Source organism: Kitasatospora sp. NPDC059817, from assembly GCF_042731835.1.
Classification (GTDB): Bacteria; Actinomycetota; Actinomycetes; order Streptomycetales; family Streptomycetaceae; genus Kitasatospora.
Genome location: NZ_JBHWIR010000131.1, coordinates 2,430 through 21,957, shown reverse-complemented (window position 1 = coordinate 21,957; position 19,528 = coordinate 2,430). Strand labels below are relative to the sequence as shown.

The following is a 19,528-nucleotide window of genomic DNA, read 5'->3' as shown; positions in this document are numbered from 1 at the left end:
CACACCCGCCCCCGGGCGGGGTTTCCTGTGTGCCCCCGGGAGGGCGTGCGTGGGGGGGGGGCGGGGGCGGTCGGGTGGGGTGTGGGGGCGCGGGTTACTTGGGCATCTCGTTCCAGAGCTGCTGGGCGCTCTTGCCGGTGAGCTGGACCCAGATCTGCTCGTTGTAGTTCGTGGTGTTCAGCAGGTGTGCCAGGTCGGGCTTGTTGTAGGCCTTCGAGACGTAGTCGATGAACCGGGCGGTGGCCTGGTAGCCGCTGTCGTAGTTGGAGTCCGGGCCGAAGTGCTGGGCGCCGGTGCCCGGCTGGAAGTTGTAGTCGCGCACCCAGTCCGCCAGGCCCTCGCCCAGCCACCACTTGCCGGAGAACGGGCTGTCCCAGACCGCGACGTGCACGGCCTCGTGCACCAGGAAGCCGGTGTCACCCTGGTTGCCGCGGGTGTAGCCGATGTTGACGTGGACCTCCTTGACGCCGTTGCTGGGGTTCACCGTGGTGAACGCGGGGTTGTCGGTCAGCTTCGGGTCGAAGATGATCTTGAAGTAGCTGGGGGCGGCGAAGGCTCCCTTGGTGATCAGGTTGGAGATCGTCGGGTAGTAGTCCGCGACGGTCCTCTTCTGCTGCTCCAGCCACGGCCCGAGGTCCGGGGCCTGCGAGTAGTCGAGGTCGATGGCCGGGCGGCCGGCGGTCGGCGGGGTGGTGGCGCCGTTGCGGTCGAGGTTCCAGGACTGCGCCTGGTCCCCCGCGTTGCAGGCGGCCACCTTGGCGTTCAGGTCCGCGCCACGGGCCAGGCAGAGGTTGCTGTCCGAGACGCTGTGCAGCAGCCAGGCCCGGCCGCTGCCCATCGAGGTGTTCTCCAGCCACCACTTCTGGTTGTCCGCGCCGACGTAGTTCCAGGCACCGACGGTGTTCTTGACCCGGTCCCGGTCGACGGCGTTGTTGGTGCCGGGCACCTTGACCGACCAGGTGCCGTTGCCCTCGTCCCTGACCGTCCAGACCTGCTGGGCGGAGGACTCGTTCCAGTCGCGGACCACCACGTTGGAGGCGTTGTTGCGGCTGTCCCACTGCAGGGCGCCGCCCGCGTAACTGGAGATGCGGTAGTCGGCGCCGCTGGACGGGAGCGACTCGGCCGCGCTGGCGGTCCCGGCGCCGAAGGCCATCCCGGACACGACGGTCGCGGCGGACAGGACGACGGCGGCGGCCGTACGACGGGTGAACATCTCGGGGCTCTCCTCTCGGGCGGTTCCCCCCTGGAACCGGCCTGCGCTCATGCCACCGGGCCCCGGTAGACGCGGCGTCAACGCTCCCGTCAACGGGTGCGTTGACAGGCCGTCGGCTCGGTGGTGTTCACCCGAGGGTCCAGGCCTCCTGCCAGATGGCTCCTCACTCGCGGACGCCCGCGCCCTCGACCGCCCGCCCACGGGTCGCACGCACGGCCGCGCCCGCCGCGGTGGCCAGGGCGACGAGGGCGCAGAGCGCGACGGCCTCCCCGATCCGCGCCCACGGGACCACCGTCGGCGCGTCGGCCACGAGCTTGCCCAACGAGACGCGCTGGGTCAGTGCGGCGAGCGCGGTCGCCACGGCAGCGAGCAGGGTGGCGACGACCACCGCCACGGCCGACTCGGCCGCGGCCACCCTCACGATCTGACCGCGCACCGCGCCGGTGAGAGCGAGCAGGGCGAACTCCCGCCGCCTCCCCGCCATCGCCATGATCAGGGTGTTGGCGACCGCGATCAGCGCGTAGGCCAGCGCGATCCCCAGGATGATCACCGCCGCGTTGTCCATCTGCTGCGCGGCATGCGCGCGCTCGGCCTCAAGGTAGGCGTCGTAGGTCACCACATGCACGCCGGAACCTGCCAGCGCCTGGTTCACCGCGGCCGTCTGCTGCGGGTCGAGCGCCGCGCCGGCGCCCGCCGAGGAGTCGAGGTAGACCCGGCTCGGCATCAGCGCGCCGGTCAGCGCCGAGGACACGTAGGTGTCGTCCCCGTTCAGGCCGCGCGCGACCACCGCCGCGACGACGGTCGAGGCCCTCGCGCCGGTCGGCAGCAGCATGACCACGCGGTCCCCGACCGCCAGGGCGTCGGACTCGGCCGCGTGCTCGTCGATGACCAGGAAGTCCTCGGGCAGAGAGGCGAGGGAGCCGGAGAGCACCGGCGGCGTGACGGTAGCGCCCAGCGCCGCCGCCGGGACGGCCTTCGCGCTCAGCGAGTCGATCTGCTCACCGGCGGCGGTACCGATCCGGACGTTCATCGAGGTGACCGGGGTGACCCGGATCCCGGGCACGGCCGCCAGGCGGGCGAGCGTCGGGCCGTCGATCCCCGAGCCTCCGGGCACGACCACGTCCGCCGCGCGGATCTCCTGCTGCTGCCGGGCCAGCAGCGCCGCGTCGCCGGACTCCTGCATCGTCAGCATCGCGGCGACCAGCCCGACGGCCACCACGATCGGCGCCACGGTGGCGGCCGTACGGCGCCGGGAGGTGAGGATGTTCTCCCGCACCAGCAGCGGGCCGGCCGTGGCGCAGCTGCGCAGCGGGCGGAGCAGCAGCCTCGTCACCGGGCGCAGCAGGGCCGGGGCAAGCAGGGTGACCGCGCCGACGTAGAGCACCGGCACCACCTCGTACTTGCGGGCGCTGGCCGCGAGGTACGGCTCGGTGCGGGAGATGACGATGCCCGCGACGACTGCGCCGGCCAGCATCCCGACGCCCAGCAGCCAGCGGACCGGCGTCATCGCGCGGCGCTCCAGCACGCTCTCGCGCAGCACCTCGATCGGGCGGATCAGCGAGACGCGCACCAGGGTCGCGGCCGAGCCGGCCAGCGCGGCGGCGACGCCGATGACGGCGGCGACCAGCAGCGGCAGGACGGTGACGGGGATGGTGAACCACGACGGGGCCACGTGGTGGTCGAGCATCCAGGAACGCAGCGGCACGGTGCACAGCAGCGCGAGCAGGCAGCCGGCGACCGCCGCGGCCAGGCCGATCAGCAGGGCCTCCCAGAGCACCATGCGCCGCACCTGCCCGGGGGCCGCGCCCACCAGGCGCAGCAGCGCCAGTTCGCGGCGGCGCTGCTCGGCGGCGAAGGCGAAGGTCGCGGCGACGACGAACACCGCGACACACACGGCGAGTCCGGTCGTACTGCCCGCCATGGCCTGGGCGTTGGCCAGTGCCTGGGCGCCGCCGGTGGAGTCGGGGTCCAACCGGGTCAGGCCGCCACCGGTGAGGGCCACGGCCTGGTCGCCCGCGAGCGAGGCCAGTTGCCCTGCGTCCTGGTCGGTGACGAGCGCGTTCACTCCGGGTGACAGGCGCTGTGCCTCGGCGGCGCTGAAGAAGACCGCGTTCTCGAACCAGAGCGCGTCGGTGACGCCGACCACCCGGTAGTGGCCGGTGCCGTCGCCCGTCGTGACGCCGGTCTGGCGTCCGATCAGCTCCCGGGAGCCGCCGCCGACGACGATCTCGTCCGCGGCCTGCGGCGCGCGCCCGGCCGCCAGGTGGTAGCCCGCGAAGGCGGCCGAGGGCCAGGGGTGGCCCGTCATCTCCCCGGAGCCGGAGGCGAGTTGCACGGGAAAGCTGCGGTCCGGCGTGACGTGCCCGGTCGCGGCCGCCTTCGCGACGACGTCGGGCGGCAGGACGGCGGGGGCCTTCATCGGGCGCCCGTCGAAGCCCTGCGGTGCCAGGACGGCCGAGGCCTCCTTGAAGCGCTGCGGACCCGGGTGCGGCGTGCCGAAGGTGGCGGCGAGGGTCAGCGCCATCATGCCGATCATCGTGGTGCCGAGCGTGAGGGCGAGGAAGGCGCCCGCGAAGCCCGTCAGGCGGTGGCGCAGGGTGGCTGCGGCGATCTTCAGCACGGCTTCGTCCCACTCCCGCCGGGCTCCAGCGCGGCCATCCGCATCCCGTGCTGCTCGACGACGTACGGCTGGCCCGGGGCCCGCCCCTCGCCGGGAGACGGGGCCGCTGCTGGAACCTTGCTCCGGAACACGCGCTCGCCTTCTCCGTGGGGGTCGGTCGGGCGCATCGGCCACCCGCCGCGCCGACGCTATGGCCCCACGCGGGATCGGCACCTCCGGACTGCCCCTGATATCGCCCCTGATATCACCCCTGAGGAACCGGGCCAGTGCCCGAAACGGGCACCCGGCCTCGTCCTGCCCTTGCGGCTTTCAGGCGCCGCGGGTCAGGCGCCGCGGGTGTCGTAGGTCTCGCGGTTGGTCAGCACATCGTCCATGTGCACCTCGGCCCAGGCCTTGAGGCCGCGCATCATCCCGTACAACGACAGGCCGAGATCGGTCAGCTCGTAGGAGACGGTGACGGGCACGGTCGGCACCACGGTGCGGGACACCAGGCCGTCGCGCTCCAGGGAGCGCAGCGTCTGGGTGAGCATCTTCTGGCTGACACCGGCCAGCAGGCGCAGCAGCTCCGAGTAGCGCAACGCCCGGGGCTCGCCGGCACAGTCGGCGCCCGGCCGGTGAGGGGCGTCGCTGCCGAGCCCGGCCAGGATCAGTGCGACCCATTTGTCGGAGATCCGGTCGAGCAGTTTGCGGCTGGGGCAGACCGCCAGGAATGCGTCGTACTCCACCTTGGCCTGTGCCCTCTGCTGGGCCGCCGTCACCGTCGCCATCGGTTGCTCCTCTCACCCGCGGGTGCCTTACGCACTCCGAAGTACCTACTTCCTGTCAGGAAGCTACTCACCAATGATGGTGCAGGGCGCCGACAGGCACCACCACCTCGCTGACACGAAAGGCAAGAGAATGGGCACGTTCCCCGCGACGCTTCCCGGCGGCACCTGGAACCTGGGCGACCTGACCGTCACCCGGTTCGGCTATGGCGCCATGCAGCTCACCGGCCCCTGGGTCATGGGCCCACCCGCCGACCACGACGGCGCGCTCGCTGTTCTGCGCGAGGCCGTCGGCCTCGGGATCACCCACATCGACACCGCCGACGCCTACGGCCCGCACATCACCAACCAGCTGATCCGCGAAGCCCTGCACCCGTACCGCGACTCGCTGCACATCGTGACCAAGGTCGGCGCGAACCGGGACCAGGAGGGAGGCTGGCCCCCGGCCCGCAAGCCCGAAGACCTGCGCAGGGCCGTCCAGGAGAACCTGGAGAACCTCGGCCTCGACACGCTGGACGTGGTCAACCTCCGGCTCGGCGACGCCCAGGGTCCCCAGCCGGGCTCGCTCGCCGAGGCCTTCGAAACACTCGTCGAACTCCAGCAGCAGGGCTTGATCCGGCACCTCGGCGTGAGCAACGCGACGGCGGAACAGATCGCCGAGGCACTCTCGATCGCGCCGATCGTGTGCGTCCAGAACATGTACAATCTCGCCCACCGCCACGACGACGAGCTGATCGACGAACTCGCCGAACAGGGCGTCGCCTACGTGCCCTTCTTCCCCCTCGGCGGCTTCAGTCCGCTGCAGTCCTCCGCGCTCACGGCGGTGGCCTCCCGGCTGGACGCGACGCCGATGTCGGTCGCCCTGGCCTGGCTGCTGCGGCGGTCGCCGAACATCCTGCTGATCCCCGGCACCTCGTCGGTGGCACACCTGCGAGAGAACGTCGCAGGCGCGGGACTCCAGCTCTCCGACGACGATCTCGCCGCGCTGGACGACATCGGCCGCTAGGCAGTTCGTTTGACGTCGAGGCGATCGGCCGCGCCGGCCGTACCGCGGCCGGGCGTACCGTCGCCGCGCTGCGGGCCGAGGAGTGCGCAGCGCGAGCGCCCGCAGGCGGGCGACAGGCCGTCGGCCCTGACCGACGGTCGGCGGGAGGTGGGACTCTGGCCTTACGTCAGCCCGTCCCCCGTACGCCGCAAGTCTGATCATGAACCCATCCCTGCGCCGTACGGGGGGCGAGTGCGCCTGAACGAAGACTGGAGGCGATCCGCTCCAGGAGTACGCGCAGCAGGAGCTTCGCTGGGAGCGCTGTGACGCGGGCGAGCCGGCGGGGTTCGAGTGCGCGAAGGTCAAGGTGCCTCTGGACTACGGCAACCCCGGGGGCCGGAGGATCGGCCTCGCGATATCGCGGATCCATGGCTCCGGCTCTGACCGACGACCGGGTGAATCGTGCTGAACCACTCCTGCCGATGAGCAGCTGAGAGAAGGACATCGAGGTCCTCGCCCTGTGCCACCAACCACTCGCACTTCAGCGACAGGTCGGCAGGCCCACGCCCACCGCCACCGACCGCGCCGTCCTCGGCGGCACACTCCACGAGTACCAACACGCGGCCTGAACAGGGCGGATGGCGTTTTCGCCAGGAGCAGGTCCGGAGCCGCCCGATCTGACAACGTTTCGGTTGCGGTGGACGGCAATCCGGTCCCGAGTCTTCCCGAGCCTATGCGACACGTGACATTTTACATGTCACACATCGAGCGGTCGCGTGCCCCAACACGCGGTCACAACGGCCCCGGAGGCCCCCACAGATGCGTCTCTCCCGGATATCGAAGGTCAACGCGCGCAGACTCCCCGCGCTCGGCGCGGCCCTCTTCATCGCGCTCGGCCTGTTCACACCGCAGAGCCAGGCCGCCCCCGTCGGCGCCACGACCCCGGCTGGCGCGAACGCCGCCGGACCCGCCACCCAGGCGCCGCGGTCCATCCCGGTCCCCAAGTCACCCGACGCCAGGAACAACAGCTCCTTCAAGCTCTTCGCCCAGGACCACGCAGAGGAGGCCACCGCGCCGGGCGCCCCGGTCAGCGAGCCCGCCAAGGCGGCCAAGCAGTTCTCGGCCACCGCCGGGGAACCCTGCCCGAACCTGTCCGGAGTGATCAACGCCACGGGCAGCGCGTTGGTCCAGCAGCTCAAGGCACTGCCGAACGTCCCCTGCGCCTACCCGCTGTTCAACCTCACCGGCGCCGACGCCGGGAAGGCCTTCCGCGAGTCCCAGATGGTGACCGTCGCCAACGCACTGCGCGACACCTCCGCCACCTACTCGGGCGACAACAGCACGTCCATCGGGCAGCTGGTGATGTTCCTGCGCGCCGGCTACTACGTGCAGGAGACCCGCCCGAACGAGGTCGGCAGCTACGGCGCCACCCTGGACACTGCGGCCCGCGGCGCGCTGGACGCCTTCTTCGCCGCCCCGCACAGCAAGGACGTCACCGACGCCAACGGCGACACCCTCAACGAGGTCGTCACGGTGATCGGCCAGACCCACACGCTCGGCCGGTACGCCAGCGTCGTCAAGTGGGTGCTCGCCAACTACAACGGCACCTGGCCCCAGTCGATGACCCTCTCCCTGGACCACTTCGAGTGGGTCATCAAGGACGGCTTCGACTCCAAGACCGACAGCCAGGGCTGGAAGGCCGCCCTCAAGACCGACCCCAGCATCCTCGACACCTGGGCCGGATTCATCACCCGCAACGACTCCCAGCTGAACCGCCTGGACATCGTCAGCAACATCGGCCGCTACCTCGGTTACGCCCTCGACGTCCCCGAGCTCAAGGACCGGCTGCGGCCACTGCTCAAGGACTTGATCAACCGCTACCCGAACGTCGGCCCCACCGCCCCGATCACCATGAACCTGGGCTGGGCCACCCGCCAGTTCGACAAGGGCAACTGCGCGGCCTACGCCATCTGCGACCTGAGCGACCGTCTGCTCCCGGTGATCCTGCCGATCCAGCGGATCTGCAACCCGGGGCTGAAGATCCGCGCCCAGGACATGTCCCCCGGGCAGCTGGCCACCACCTGCACCAGCCTGATCAACCAGGACGCCTACTTCCACAAGGTGATCGGCGACAAGGGCGCGATCCCCGGTGACGTGAACACCAACCTGGAGGTCGTCGTCTTCGACGACTACACCCAGTACTCGCTGTACGCCTGGGCCTTCTACGACATCGACGTGGACAACGGCGGCATGTACGAGGAGGGCGACCCGGCCAAGCCCGGCAACCAGGCCCGCTTCATCGCCCACGAGGCCAGCTGGCTGCGCCCCGACTTCCAGATCTGGAACCTCAACCACGAGTACACCCACTACCTCGACGGCCGCTACAACATGTACGGCGACTTCGAGGCCAGCCAGACCACCCCGACCATCTGGTGGGTCGAAGGCATCGCCGAGAACATCTCGTACGGCTACCGCAACGAGCGCAACACCGCCGCGATCAACGAGGCCAGTAAGAACACCTACAAGCTCAGCGAGCTGTTCGACACCGTCTACGGCCAGGAGGCGGACGCCGACGTCAACTCGAACCGGGTCTACCGGTGGGGCTGGCTGGCGGTCCGCTACATGCTCCAGGAACACCGCGCGGACATCGAGACCGTGCTCACCAAGTACCGCGCCGGCGACTGGAACGGTGCCCGCACCTTCCTGAAGCAGACCATCGGCACCAGCTACGACGCCGGCTTCGCCACCTGGCTGAAGACCACCTGCGCGACCAACGACTGCGGTCCCCTGCCGGAGGCCCCGGCCCCGGCCGCACCGCTCTGCACCATCGCCGACCCGCGCCAGTTCGACAAGAACTGCCGCCGCGACAACCTCGCGGCCACCACCGGCAACTACAGCTTCCACTTCCTGTACCTGCCGGCCGGCGTCAAGCAACTGACCATCACCAGCAGCGGCGGCACCGGCAACGCCGACCTGTACTACGGCGGCAGCAGCTGGGCCACCACCAGCAGCTACCAGGCGAAGTCCACCAACGCTGGCGACAACGAGACCCTGACCATCAACAACCCGCCGTCCGGCTGGGTCTACTTCAGCCTCGCCGCCCAGCAGGACTTCACCGGCGTCAGCGTCACCACGCAGTACCAGTAACCGCGCACCCACGACCTCGGGCGAGCGGTGAAGGGCCCGGACGTGTAAGGGTTCCTGTGCAAGTAGCCGTTGTCGTACCGATCAAGGGGCCTGCCGATCGAACGGGAGTCTCGATCGGGTGATCGCGGTCGGTAGCGGGCATGGCAGCAGGGCCTCGTGGTAGCTCGGAGGGCGTCTACGCCAACGAGCGATCCAGGAGGCCCTGCTTTCGCGGCTTTTCGCAGCGAGAGCCTGACGACAGACCCTAGTAGGGCTTGGTCAGGTTTGTATGGATTTGGGTATGTCGCGGTGGCAGGTGGGGCAGGCGCCGGCCCAGGTTGCGAGGAGGAACTGCATTTCGCGGACGACCTGGTAGAGACTCAGGCCGGTGCCGTTTCTTTTGGGGCACGGGCCAGCCTCCGCAGGGTGCAGAAGGCGTGGGCGAGGGCGACGAGGGTGACATGGTGGTGCCAGCCGTTGAAGGTGCGGCCCTCGAAGTGGGCGAGTCCCAGGGCCTGTTTCATCTCCCGGTAGTCGTGCTCGATGCGCCAGCGGAGTTTGGCCAGGCGGACCAGGGTGGTCAGCGGGGTGTCGGCGGGCAGGTCGCAGAGCCAGAACTGCACCGGCTCGGGCTCCTTGGCGGGCCACTCGGCCAGCAGCCAGCACTCGGCGAGTTCCGCACCGTCGGCCCGGTCGCGGACCTCCCGTCCGGCGGGGCGGATCCGCAGCGCGACGAACCGCGAGTACATGCGCTTGCACCCGGTGCGGCCCCTTCCCGGGCGTGAGCCCTCGCGCCAGGACACCGGCCTGGCCGCACCGCGTCCCGCCTCGATGACCAGCGTCTTCACGCTCTTCGCCGGATCGGGATACCGGGCCACCGGCGGCCGTCCGGTCCCGCTGTAGGGCGGGGTGAGGGGCCGGGCGGAGCCCGGCTGGGCGCTGAGGGTGGTGGAGATACCCACGACGTAGTTCATCCCGCGCTCGTTCACACCCAGCCGAAACGCGGCCGTGTCGCCGTAGCCGGCGTCCGCAACGGCCAGAGGGACGTGCACGCCCCAGGAACGGGTCTCGTCGATCATGTCCAGTGCGAGCTGCCACTTCTCCACATGCCCCAGGTCCGCCGGGATGCCGCACCGCTGGCGGCGGGCCACCTTGAGCGGGTCGGCCTTGTCGGAGGCCGGGTCCCAGGGCCTGGGGAGGAACAGCCGCCAGTCGACGGCGGCGGAGGCGTGGTCGGTGGCCAGGTGCAGCGAGACGCCCACCTGGCAGTTGGTCACCTTGCCCGCGGTCCCGGTGTACTGCCTCGACACGCACGCGGAGGCGTCACCGTCCTTGAGGAACCCCGTGTCGTCGATGATCAGCGCCGTCGGCTTCAGCTCGGCCTGCATCCTCCAGGCCAGCCGGGCCCGCACATGCGCCGGGTCCCACGGGCTGGTGGTCACGAAGTGCGCCAGCGCCTGCCGGTTGCCGTCCTCACCAAGCCGCGCGGCCATCGGCTCCACCGACTTGCGCCGCCCGTCCAGCAGCAGTCCCCGTACATACGCCTGCCCCCAGCGATGCTGATCCGCGCGCGTGAACGCCTCGAACATCTCCGCCGTGAACGCCGCCAGGTCCTCCCGGACCCCGGCCATCTCCTCAGGTGTCACACACCACCAACGACACAACCCACCAACAGACACGCCACTACCGCACAGACCTGACCAAGCCCTACTAGCTAGGAACTTCGTTGGGGCGCACAGGGCCGCCGATCGTGGGTCTGCCCGAGGAAGGCACTTCTGGTTCAAGGGGTGGCAGTCTCGATGGCAGGATGACGGGATGGTGACGAATCAGCCGTGGGCAGGGCTTCACGGTGACCTGCTGGCGGCGAAGGCATTGGTGTACGACCCGAGCGGTTTCGCCTGTTCGCCCCCGGTGGCCGAACCGGAGAGCGCCGAATACGCGGCCTGCCGGTTCACCATCGACGGCCGCTCGGTCCGGTTCCGCGCGGCCAAGACCACCCCGACGAAGGTGGGCCAGTTCGTCACCGTGTGGTTGCGGTCCGAGGAGGGACCGATCCGGCCCTTCGACGCCGACGACGGGGTGGACCTCTTCGTCATCAGCTGCCACGACGACAACGGCTTCGGGCAGTTCGTCCTCCCACGCGAGGTGCTGTGCGAGCGCGACATCGTCTCCCGCAACGGCTCCGGCGGGAAACGGGGGTTCCGCGTCTACCCGCCATGGGTGACCACGACCAACCGGCAAGCGCGCAGCACGCAGGCCTGGCAGGTGAACCACTTCTTCCATATCGGCCAGAACAGGCCTGCCGACCTGACGCACGCCCGCGCCCTCTACCACCCGTAGCGGCCCGCCGCCCGGTGCGCCTGCTCGTCTGTCGGGGTGACATCCGGGCGCGGCCCGCCCGGGGCGGCGGTGCGCGCTCTGGTACGACGGGGTCTGATGTCCGCGCCGGCGGTGCGTTCCCCCCGTCCGCCGGCCGTCCCGGAGGAGAGATCGCCGTGCCCGTGCCCACCACCTTCGACCACCAGGCGAAGAACTACAGCGTCCCGCATGCCTACTGGCTGGCGAAGGCGTCCGAACTCGCCTACCAGGACGAGGCCGCCATCGAACAGCAGGCCCGCGACTGGGGCTTCGACCGGGTGCGTCACCACCAGACCCGGTTCACCCCGCCCTTCCCGCTGGAGGACACCCAGGCCTACACCATGGCCAGCGACCACATGGTCGTCACGGCGTTCCGCGGCACCCAACCGACCGAGATCCGCGACTGGCTCTCCGACTCCTCCACCCCGCCCTGGCCGGGCCCCGCCCGCACCGGCTACGTCCACTACGGCTTCGCCGAAGCGCTGGAGTCGGTCTTCCCGGACGTCCGGGACGCCCACGCCCAGCTGCGCACCAACGGCCAGACCGTGTGGTTCACCGGCCACAGCCTCGGCGGAGCCCTGGCCATGCTGGCCGGCGCCCGGTTGTACCTGGAGGACCCGCGCCTCCAGGCCGACGGCATCGTCACGTTCGGGCAGCCCCGCACCTGTGACCGGCTGCTCGCCGCCGCCTGCAACGAGGGCTTCAAGGGGCGCCTGTACCGGTTCGTCAACAACAACGACATCGTGCCCCAGCTGCCGCCGGAGCCGGCCTACACCCATGTCGAGGCGCTGAAGTACATCGACTCCTCGGGCCGGCTCCACGACTCCATGGGCCTGGTCGCCGGGCTCGCCGACCGCGCCAAGGGCCTCACCGCCGACGCGTTCGCTCCGGCCACGGCCGGTGTGCGTGACCACGCGATGAAGCGTTACCTCGCGGCCCTGGAACAGAACCTCGCCTGACGGAGTCAGGCGCTGCGGGGCGGGGCGGGGCGGGCGCCGGTGGGTCCACGGCCGGAAGTCCACAGCGGCAGTCCGCGCCCGGCCGGCGGGCCCGGGCCGAGAGCCGAGTGAACCGATGGTACGAACAGCCTCCCCCGGTAGCGATGGGCACACGAACGTGTGTGGATGGTGACGGACCGCCACACCGCGGCCGTCCGATCCACCCTCACCACGCACCTCGAAGGGTTCCACCCATGCGTACCGCGCACCGCATCCTGGCCGTCTCCGTCCTCAGCCTCCCGCTCGTCATCGGCGCGGCGTCCAGCGCCTCCGCCGCCGCGCCCGACAACATCCCCACCCTCAACTTCGACAGCGGCGCGTTCGCCGTCGGCCCGAACGGCAGCGCCCTCCAGGTCACCGACGCCCAGTTCGGCCCCTGCGGCTCCTCCTTCCTCACCGGCGCCGTCGCGGTCGGCCCGGGCGGCGTCGCGGGCAACGCCACCGAGACCGGCATCGGCATCGGCGGGCAGGGCTGACCCCACCCGCACCCGCACCACGGCTGCCCCGGGAGCACCTCGCCCCGGGGCAGCCGTCCATCCGAACCGGGACAGACCGTCCACCGCCTGGTGCGTGGTCACCGAGCGGCCCGGGCCGGGCAGGCAGGCTGGTGCCAGGTCGTCCGGACCACCTGGCCGCCGGGCAGCCTGTGCTCGCTGTTCCAGGTCCGGCAGCACCCGGCGGCAGGTCGACGCGGCCCGGACGGCACCGCGGACCCGACGGCCTGGCGGACGGGCACGGGCGCGAAGGCCGGCTTGCCGGGGCGGCCCCGGCGGCGCCTGGTGGAGGAAGTCGTCATGCCCGCCGTTCTGCCACCCCCGGCCCCCGTCCAACCCCGCCTCACCCGAACGGATGAGCAGCCCGGCCTGTCTACAGGTCCCGCACGAGGATCATGATCATCTGGGGCTGCTGGTTGACCTTGGCGAGGACGTTCTGACCGGCGTTCACGAGGATGTTGGCCTGGATGTACTGGGCGGTGGCCGCCGCGTAGTCGGTGTCCGTGATGCGGGAGCGCGCGGCGCCCAGGTCGGTCACCGTGGCGTTGAGGGTGTTGATGTCGGACTGGAACCGGTCCGGTGAGGAGCCGAGGTCCCCGCGCAGGGAGTTGAGCGTGTCGAGGGCGCCGGCGGCCGCGGCGAGAGGGTTGAGGTACACCTTGCCGTTGTTGAGCACGTCCACGGGCTCCGAGCGGTCCGGGTAGCCGGTGTACACGCCGTCCTTCAGCAGGGCGTAGTGGAGTGTGCCGTCGCTGTCGCCGATGTACGAGACCAGGGTTCCTGCTTCGGGTCGCGGCCACGGGACGTCCGCGGGGAGCGGTGTGCCTTCGGGCACGGTGGTCACGACCGTCCTGGTGACATCGAGGCCGGTCAGGCCCAGAGTCGAGGTGCTCATCCTCTGCATGTCGACGAGGCCGACGTTGCCGTCCATCGGACCGATCTGAAAACTGTAGGACCGGTCCTTGCCCAGCACGTGGTTTCCGTTGAACTGGGTCTGCTGCCCGATCGTGTCGATCCCGCCGAGGCACTGCTGGATTTCCTGCTGGACGGCCTGGCGGTTGGCCTGGCTGTACGTGCCGTTGAGGGCCTCGGTCGCCAGCAGGCTGATGCGGTCGATGAGCTTCTCCACCTCGGCCAGCGCGCCTTCGGTGACCTGGGTGAGGGAGATGCCGTCGTTGGCGTTTCGGGCCGCCTGCCCGGAGTTGACGATGGTCAGGGTCATGTTCGAGGCGACGGCCATACCTGCGGCGTCGTCCGCGGCGGAGTTGATCCTGTACCCGGAGGACAGTTTCTTCGCGAGGTCGGTCTGGTTCGTGCCGTTGACCGCCAGGTAGCTGGCGGCGTAGAGCGACGCGGTGTTGGTGGCGGGGGACTCCATGTGGTCTTCCTTTGCGAGGGGGCCGGTCGGTCGGTGAGGCGGTGGGCGGGTCAGGCGGACGGGCCGGCGGCGGCGCCGGGGGCTTCCTGCGCCAGCACCATCCACAGGGCGAGCAGGTCGACCTCGCCGCCCGGGGAGATCGCGTCGACGAACTCGGGCAGGAAGGCGGCCAGGCCCTTCGCCGCCTCGCTCTCGCCCTGGCCCGTCGCCCGGGCGATCCGGATGACGGTGTCGTGCCCGAGGGCCCGGTCCAGGTCCTCGCCGGTGACCGGCTCGTTGGGGCCGTCGCCCAGCCAGGAGGCGGCCTGGGGGAGGCGGGCCGTCAACTCCTTGGTGTCGGCGGCGATCTGCCGGGCCGCGGCCAGCTGGTCCGGGGTCAGGTCCGCGATCCGGCCCACCGCCCTGAACAGCGCGATCTCCTCGGCCGGGATGGCGGCCACCAAGGGCGGGATCTCCTCGGCCAGGGCCGCCGCCGCCTCGGCCTCGCTCACCCCGGCGCGCTCCGCCAGGGCGGTCAGCACGCCGGACGGCAGGTGCGCGGCCACCTCCTCGCCACTGACGGACTCGTTGGCGCCCTCACCGGCCCAGGAGTCGAACTTGCCAGCGGTCTCCGGCGCCTTGGCCAGTGCCGCCAGCAGCGTGCCCAGCACCGGCGCCGTGTCCGTCTTCTCGCTCATCGTGCCCCTCCGTGTTCGATCGATCTTGCGGGGGCGACGCTACTGAAGGTGGTCGGCGCGACACCAGGGGTGATTCCAGCCAGCAGATCCTGACGGATGACCGGATCGGAGCGGAGCACGCAGACGCCCGCGAATCCCGCTCCCGGCCCTGGATGAACCCTCGGCGGGCGAAACCCCCCTCGCGCCCGCCTCCTTTCGCCGTTCATTCAACGGCGAGTTCACGCGCCATCCGGCGCGGGCAACTGGCGGGGCATCGGACCTGTCGCGGGTTCACCGCCGGCACCGCAGCGAGATAAACGCCGCCAGGCCGCCCGTTCATCGTTTGTCTACCACCTGCTGTCAACGTGCCCCGGTACAGCTGTGAAGTTTCAAGGAGTTTCTCAATGGCACACCCGGGCACGGCCGCCTCACCGACCGAACGGCGAATACCGTGGCGACCACAATGGGCGTACACGGCGGTCGTGCCGCTGTTCGCCCTCCTGGCAGGGCTCATCGGCGCGTTCCCGATACCCGCGCACGCGGTGGGCCCCGTCGCTCCTCCGCAGGCCGTACCGGCGACCGTTCAGGAACACTCGGCCGCGACCTACAACAATCAGTACGGCACCAGATGGCGGGGGGAGATCTTCGATCTCGCTCAACGTGTTGACATTCTCGCGCTGCAGGAAATCCGGGACGCGGAGCCGGACGATCCGGACATCGTGCCCGAAGCGTCGATCAACACGAACGGTTTCGAGGTCCAGAGGTACCGATGGGAGGTGTTTCCCGCCTGGACAGGCGGCACTCGCACCATCTACCGGGTCAGGACAGCCAACCGTGAAGAGCGCTCGCTGGCCCTCGTGGTGCCCCGGAGCATCGACAACGCTGCGGCGCCCGTGGTGAGAGTCATCCCACCTCAGCCGGGAAACAACGGCCAGGTGGCTATCGATGCCAAGCCCATCCTGGGCGTCAAGCTCGCGGACGGCACGTGGTACTACTCCATGCACGCCACCAACAGGGCGGGCATCAATGAACAGAACAACGTGCCGGCCGCCATCCAGGCGGTCACGGCGACGGGCGACGCGAACTGGGCCCTGATGGGCGACTTCAACCGCGAGCCCGGGTCGCTGTCGATGGCACAGGTGTTCGGCGACGGCCGTCGGCTCGTCAGCTCCGGCATGATGACCTACTCCAGGAAGCGCCCGACCTCCGAATACGACTACATGATCGCCCGGGGGCTGCCGGCCGACCACCAGTACACGGCGCGTCGCCTCAGCTACGTGGAGGAATCGGACCACTTTGCGGTGATGTTCAGCAAGGACCCGCTGCGTCGCAAGGACGAGACCTGTCGGCCGAACGTCCCCTCCCCGCCCCGAGCGGCGGCCGCGTCCATGATCTCTCTCGCGGCGGCCGGCGTCCCGGCTGACGTCCCGGTCGGCGTCCCGGCCGACAGCGCGCCGTCGACGGCCTCCGCTTCCGCCGCCACAGCCCGGGAGCCGCAGCACGGGAAGGTCTCCGTCCTGACCTCCGGAGCCGCCGGCCTGGTCGCCGACGTGCCGGACGCCGCGCCCGCTCCGGGCAGCCCGGTACGGGCCGCCGCCCCCGACTGCTCCGCCGGGCAGAGCTGGGCGACCTGGCAGAAGTCGGACGACACCTGGGTGATCGAGACCGGCCGGACCAACGGCACCACCCCGGCCGGACAGGGCAGCGTGCTCAGCGTCCCCGCGTACGGTGACCGGCTGGCCGTGCGGCCGATCGAGAACGACGCGACGAGCGGCAAGCCCGACGGCAGCCCCGGCCAGCGCTGGCGCTTCGTCGCCGACGGCGCGGGCGGCTACCGCATCACCACGGCCACCGACGGCCGTTGCCTCACCCTGGACGGCAACGCGCTGACGGTGGCGCCGTGCGACGGCTCCGACCGGCAGGGCTGGCACCTGTCCGTGCCGTGCTCCGGCGTCGGCCACACCGTCCCCGGCTTCCCCGACCTGCCGTGGCCGACCGTCGCGGACCGCCCCGAGGTGACCTGGCCGTCGCTGCCCGGGCACCCGGCGATCCCGTGGCCGTCCGTCCCGGGCTTCCCGGGCGTCCCGATGCCCGGCCACCCCGACCTGCCCGAGCTGCGCTGGCCCGGCTTCCCCACTCTGCCCACCACGGCGTGGCCCGCCATCTCCGGCCACCCCGAGGCGACCTGGCCGGCCGTCCCCGGCTCCCCGACCGACCCCGGGACCGCCCAACCCGGCCCACCCCGCGAACCAGGGGACGGGCTGGCGCGCGCCCCGCCACGGCCACGGGCCCGGCCGCCCCCCGCCCCCCCCCCGCCCCGGGCCCCGCCACCCCGGCCCACCCCGGCGTCCCGTGGCCGGTGCTGCCGCTGCCCGGCAACGGCAATGACGACGGCAAGGCCCTGATCCCCGGGCTGCCGAGCGCCGCCGACCCGGCGATCCCGGGGCACCCGGACCTGGCCTGGCCCACCGTGCCGGGCTTCCCGCAGGTGAAGTGGCCCTCGGTGCCCGGCTCGCCGAACGTGCCGTGGCCGGGCCACCCCGACCTGCCGGACGCGCCGGGAACGGGCGGACCCTCGCTTCCGGACGTCACCTGGCCGACGCTCCCGGGCAGCCCGCTCTGGCGCTGGCCGTCCGTCCCCGGGTTCCCCACCGTCCCGTGGCCCTCGCTGCCGGGGCTGCCGGACGTCCCGTGGCCCGCGACCACCGGCTTCCCGAACGACCCCGCCGCCTGGTCGAACCCGCCCAAGTCGCCGGAGGAGCCTCCCAAGTGCAAGCGGAAGGACCCGCCGGACGGCAAGACCCCGGGCGGTGACGACGGTTCCACCGGCGGCCGTCCGCCGGTGCCCGCGCCTCCGGGGATCTCGCTGCCCTGGTTCCCCGCGCTGCCCATGTTCCCGCCGATCTTCGGCGGCCCGTCGACTCCCAGCGGCCCCAACGGCGGCACTGGGCCCAACAGCGGTACCGGCCCCAACGGCGGCAGTGGCAACGATGCCGGGGCCGGCGCCTACCTCCAGCCGGGCACCGGGGACGCCCTCGTACCCGACGTCCGCGGCTCCAGCACCGTGGCGGGCAACGCCGTCCAGGCCTACGAGCCGAACGGCACCGATGCGCAGAAGTGGGTGTTCTGGGACCGCGGCAACGGGAACTGGTCGATCGAGACCCGGCTCACCTACAACCGCGCCTCCGCCGCCGAGCGCATGCTGCTGGCCCACGACACCGGCCGGCACGAGAGCGTGCTCGCACCGGCCGCCGCGGACGGGCAGCCCGGCCAGCTGTGGCAGTTCAAGGACGCCGGGGGCGGCTGGACGAACGTCGTCAGCGCGGCCGGCGGCTGCCTGACCCAGCGCGGCGCGCACGAGGTACTGGCCGTCCGCGACTGCGACGGCAGCGCGCAGCAGAAGTGGAAGCTCTCCGGCACCGTGCCGACGACCGGGGGCGGCAACGGCAACAACGGCGGCAGCACGGGCGGTGGCAACACGGGCGGTGGCGGCACCGGCGGCCAGCCGCCGCTGGGCGCCGGTGGTGCGCAGCCCGCGCACAACCGGACGGTGGTGCTGCAGTCGGGCAACGGCGGCCTGCTCGCGGACCTCGACGGCGCCAACACCGCCGCCGGGACGCGCATCAAGGCGCAGGGCCGCAACGGCAACGACGCGCAGAAGTGGACGCTGTGGCAGAAGCCGGACAGCCAGTGGCTGATCGAGACGAAGCTCGGCGGCGGCATGGTGATGGACCACAACCCCAGCACCCACCGCACCCACCTCATCGGTGCGCAGGAGGGCAACGCCAACCAGCTGTGGCGGTTCGCCGACGCCGGGGGCGGCTGGTTCACGGTCGTCAGCGCCGCCGGCAACGGCTGCCTCACCGCGGCGGCCGACGGTGCGGAGCTGGCGATCCTCGGCTGTGACGGCACCAACGCCCAGAAGTGGCGCCTGACCGAGGCCGTCGACAACCCGTCGACCGGCGGCGGCAACGGTGGTACCGGTGGCAACAGCGGTGGCGGTGGTGGCAATGGTGGTGGCGGGAACTCCGGCGACGCGGGCGCGGTGCCGGTCTACTCGGCGCTGCCGTCCAAGTGCCTGGACGTCACCGCCGGCAACACCGCGAACAACACCCCGATCGACCTCTACGACTGCAACAACACCGCCTCCCAGCAGTGGACCCCGACCGCGACCAGCGGCGGGCTCGTCCTGAAGGCGTTCGGCAAGTGCCTGGACGTCGCCGCCGGCAACACCGCCGGCGGCACCCGGGTGGGCCTGTACGACTGCAACGCCAGCGCGGCGCAGAACTGGCGCCAGGGCGCGGACTCCTCCCTGGTCAACCCGAACTCGGGCAAGTGCCTCGACGTCGTGGCGGGCAACTCCGCGAACGGCACCGCACTGCAGATCTGGGACTGCAACGCCAGCGACGCGCAGCGCTGGGGCCTGGGCACCGTCCCGCCGCGCGCCCCGCAGCAGCCCGCGCAGCAGCCCGGCACCACCCCGGTGGTGAGCCCCGGCGTCGGTTCGTCGCAGGTCGCCACCCTGCGCTCGGCGAACAACACCATGGTCGCGGACCTCGACGGCGCGAACACCGCCTCCGGCACCTCGATCAAGGCGCTCGGCGCGAACGGCAACAACGCGCAGCGCTGGGCGTTCTGGCCCACCGCGAACGGGCGCTGGATCATCGAGACGCTGCTGACCGACGGCAAGGCCGCCGCCGGCCAGGGCATGGTCATGGACCACGACCCGGGCACCCACCGCGCCCACCTGATCCGGACGATGGACGGCAACGCCAACCAGCACTGGGCCTTCCACGACGCCGGAGGCGGCTGGTTCTGGATCACCAGCGACGCCGACAACGGCTGCCTGACCGCCAACAACGCCGGTGAGCAGCTGGGCATCTGGGCCTGCGACGGCTCGGACCGCCCGCGCGGGCGGCTCCGCGCCCGCCCGACC

The 19,528-nt window shown here is 71.4% G+C and carries 14 protein-coding genes; 7 read left to right on the top strand and 7 right to left on the bottom strand.

Annotated elements, in window-relative coordinates; all coding sequences use genetic code 11:
* Positions 1–94 precede the first annotated feature (94 nt).
* The 3 genes from ACFV61_RS25025 to ACFV61_RS25015 form a co-directional block, all read right to left on the bottom strand.
* On the bottom strand, positions 95–1,213 hold the full coding sequence (locus tag ACFV61_RS25025) for a basic secretory protein-like protein (RefSeq protein ID WP_380493984.1): 1,119 nt from the start codon (positions 1,211–1,213) through the stop codon (positions 95–97).
* Between the two features lie 163 nt (positions 1,214–1,376).
* Positions 1,377–3,833, bottom strand: a complete 2,457-nt coding sequence (locus ACFV61_RS25020) for an FtsX-like permease family protein (RefSeq protein ID WP_380493983.1) — start codon at positions 3,831–3,833, stop codon at positions 1,377–1,379.
* A gap of 323 nt (positions 3,834–4,156) precedes the next feature.
* Entirely contained in the window at positions 4,157–4,600 is a 444-nt protein-coding gene (locus tag ACFV61_RS25015) for a winged helix-turn-helix transcriptional regulator (RefSeq protein ID WP_380493981.1), read from the bottom strand.
* Positions 4,601–4,730: 130 nt separating this feature from the next.
* Here ACFV61_RS25015 and ACFV61_RS25010 point away from each other — a divergent pair, with 130 nt between their 5' ends.
* Positions 4,731–5,603, top strand: a complete 873-nt coding sequence (locus ACFV61_RS25010; protein WP_380493979.1) for an aldo/keto reductase family oxidoreductase — start codon at positions 4,731–4,733, stop codon at positions 5,601–5,603.
* Positions 5,604–6,401: 798 nt separating this feature from the next.
* A complete protein-coding gene (locus ACFV61_RS25005; protein ID WP_363367716.1) occupies positions 6,402–8,729 on the top strand; it encodes a collagenase in 2,328 nt (775 codons plus the stop codon).
* A gap of 359 nt (positions 8,730–9,088) precedes the next feature.
* On the opposite strand, the gene ACFV61_RS25000 is transcribed toward ACFV61_RS25005, so the two are convergent.
* Positions 9,089–10,339, bottom strand: coding sequence for an IS701 family transposase (locus tag ACFV61_RS25000; protein WP_380431160.1), 1,251 nt, complete (start codon positions 10,337–10,339; stop codon positions 9,089–9,091).
* 184 nt (positions 10,340–10,523) lie between these two features.
* Between ACFV61_RS25000 and ACFV61_RS24995 the strand changes: the two genes are divergently transcribed.
* From ACFV61_RS24995 to ACFV61_RS24985, 3 genes are all read left to right on the top strand, one after another.
* Positions 10,524–11,048 carry a MepB family protein gene (locus ACFV61_RS24995; protein WP_380493977.1) on the top strand — a complete coding sequence of 175 codons (525 nt, stop codon included), beginning with the start codon at positions 10,524–10,526 and terminating at the stop codon, positions 11,046–11,048.
* Between the two features lie 155 nt (positions 11,049–11,203).
* Complete coding sequence (locus tag ACFV61_RS24990; protein ID WP_063351971.1) at positions 11,204–12,025, top strand: lipase family protein; 822 nt, start codon at positions 11,204–11,206, stop codon at positions 12,023–12,025.
* A 233-nt stretch (positions 12,026–12,258) separates the two neighbouring features.
* Positions 12,259–12,540: a hypothetical protein gene (locus tag ACFV61_RS24985; protein WP_063351972.1), complete on the top strand. Its 282-nt coding sequence runs from the start codon at positions 12,259–12,261 to the stop codon at positions 12,538–12,540.
* A 98-nt stretch (positions 12,541–12,638) separates the two neighbouring features.
* Here ACFV61_RS24985 and ACFV61_RS24980 read toward each other — a convergent pair whose 3' ends face one another.
* The 3 genes from ACFV61_RS24980 to ACFV61_RS24970 form a co-directional block, all read right to left on the bottom strand.
* Entirely contained in the window at positions 12,639–12,860 is a 222-nt protein-coding gene (locus tag ACFV61_RS24980) for a hypothetical protein (RefSeq protein ID WP_380493975.1), read from the bottom strand.
* 71 nt (positions 12,861–12,931) lie between these two features.
* A complete protein-coding gene (locus ACFV61_RS24975) occupies positions 12,932–13,936 on the bottom strand; it encodes a flagellin (protein ID WP_380493973.1) in 1,005 nt (334 codons plus the stop codon).
* Positions 13,937–13,986: 50 nt separating this feature from the next.
* The gene (locus ACFV61_RS24970) at positions 13,987–14,613 is read right to left on the bottom strand and encodes a YidB family protein (RefSeq protein WP_380369158.1); all 627 of its coding nucleotides are present in this window, start codon (positions 14,611–14,613) and stop codon (positions 13,987–13,989) included.
* Between the two features lie 914 nt (positions 14,614–15,527).
* On the opposite strand from ACFV61_RS24970, the gene ACFV61_RS24965 reads away from it, so the two are divergent.
* Complete coding sequence (locus ACFV61_RS24965) at positions 15,528–16,997, top strand: hypothetical protein (RefSeq protein ID WP_380493972.1); 1,470 nt, start codon at positions 15,528–15,530, stop codon at positions 16,995–16,997.
* A partial coding sequence (locus tag ACFV61_RS24960; protein ID WP_380493970.1) for an RICIN domain-containing protein occupies positions 16,952–19,528 on the top strand: 2,577 nt, incomplete at its 3' end. The genes ACFV61_RS24965 and ACFV61_RS24960, both read left to right, overlap by 46 nt.

What these genes read in the sequence shown, in the direction of transcription:
- ACFV61_RS24985 (WP_063351972.1), top strand. Translation starts at nt 12,259, where the DNA reads ATGCGTACCGCGCACCGCATCCTGGCCGTCTCCGTCCTCAGCCTCCCG.
- ACFV61_RS24970 (WP_380369158.1), bottom strand. Translation starts at nt 14,613, where the DNA reads ATGAGCGAGAAGACGGACACGGCGCCGGTGCTGGGCACGCTGCTGGCG.
- ACFV61_RS24995 (WP_380493977.1), top strand. Translation starts at nt 10,524, where the DNA reads ATGGTGACGAATCAGCCGTGGGCAGGGCTTCACGGTGACCTGCTGGCG.
- ACFV61_RS24975 (WP_380493973.1), bottom strand. Translation starts at nt 13,936, where the DNA reads ATGGAGTCCCCCGCCACCAACACCGCGTCGCTCTACGCCGCCAGCTAC.
- ACFV61_RS25015 (WP_380493981.1), bottom strand. Translation starts at nt 4,600, where the DNA reads ATGGCGACGGTGACGGCGGCCCAGCAGAGGGCACAGGCCAAGGTGGAG.
- ACFV61_RS25005 (WP_363367716.1), top strand. Translation starts at nt 6,402, where the DNA reads ATGCGTCTCTCCCGGATATCGAAGGTCAACGCGCGCAGACTCCCCGCG.
- ACFV61_RS25025 (WP_380493984.1), bottom strand. Translation starts at nt 1,213, where the DNA reads ATGTTCACCCGTCGTACGGCCGCCGCCGTCGTCCTGTCCGCCGCGACC.
- ACFV61_RS25000 (WP_380431160.1), bottom strand. Translation starts at nt 10,339, where the DNA reads ATGGCCGGGGTCCGGGAGGACCTGGCGGCGTTCACGGCGGAGATGTTC.
- ACFV61_RS25010 (WP_380493979.1), top strand. Translation starts at nt 4,731, where the DNA reads ATGGGCACGTTCCCCGCGACGCTTCCCGGCGGCACCTGGAACCTGGGC.
- ACFV61_RS24980 (WP_380493975.1), bottom strand. Translation starts at nt 12,860, where the DNA reads ATGACGACTTCCTCCACCAGGCGCCGCCGGGGCCGCCCCGGCAAGCCG.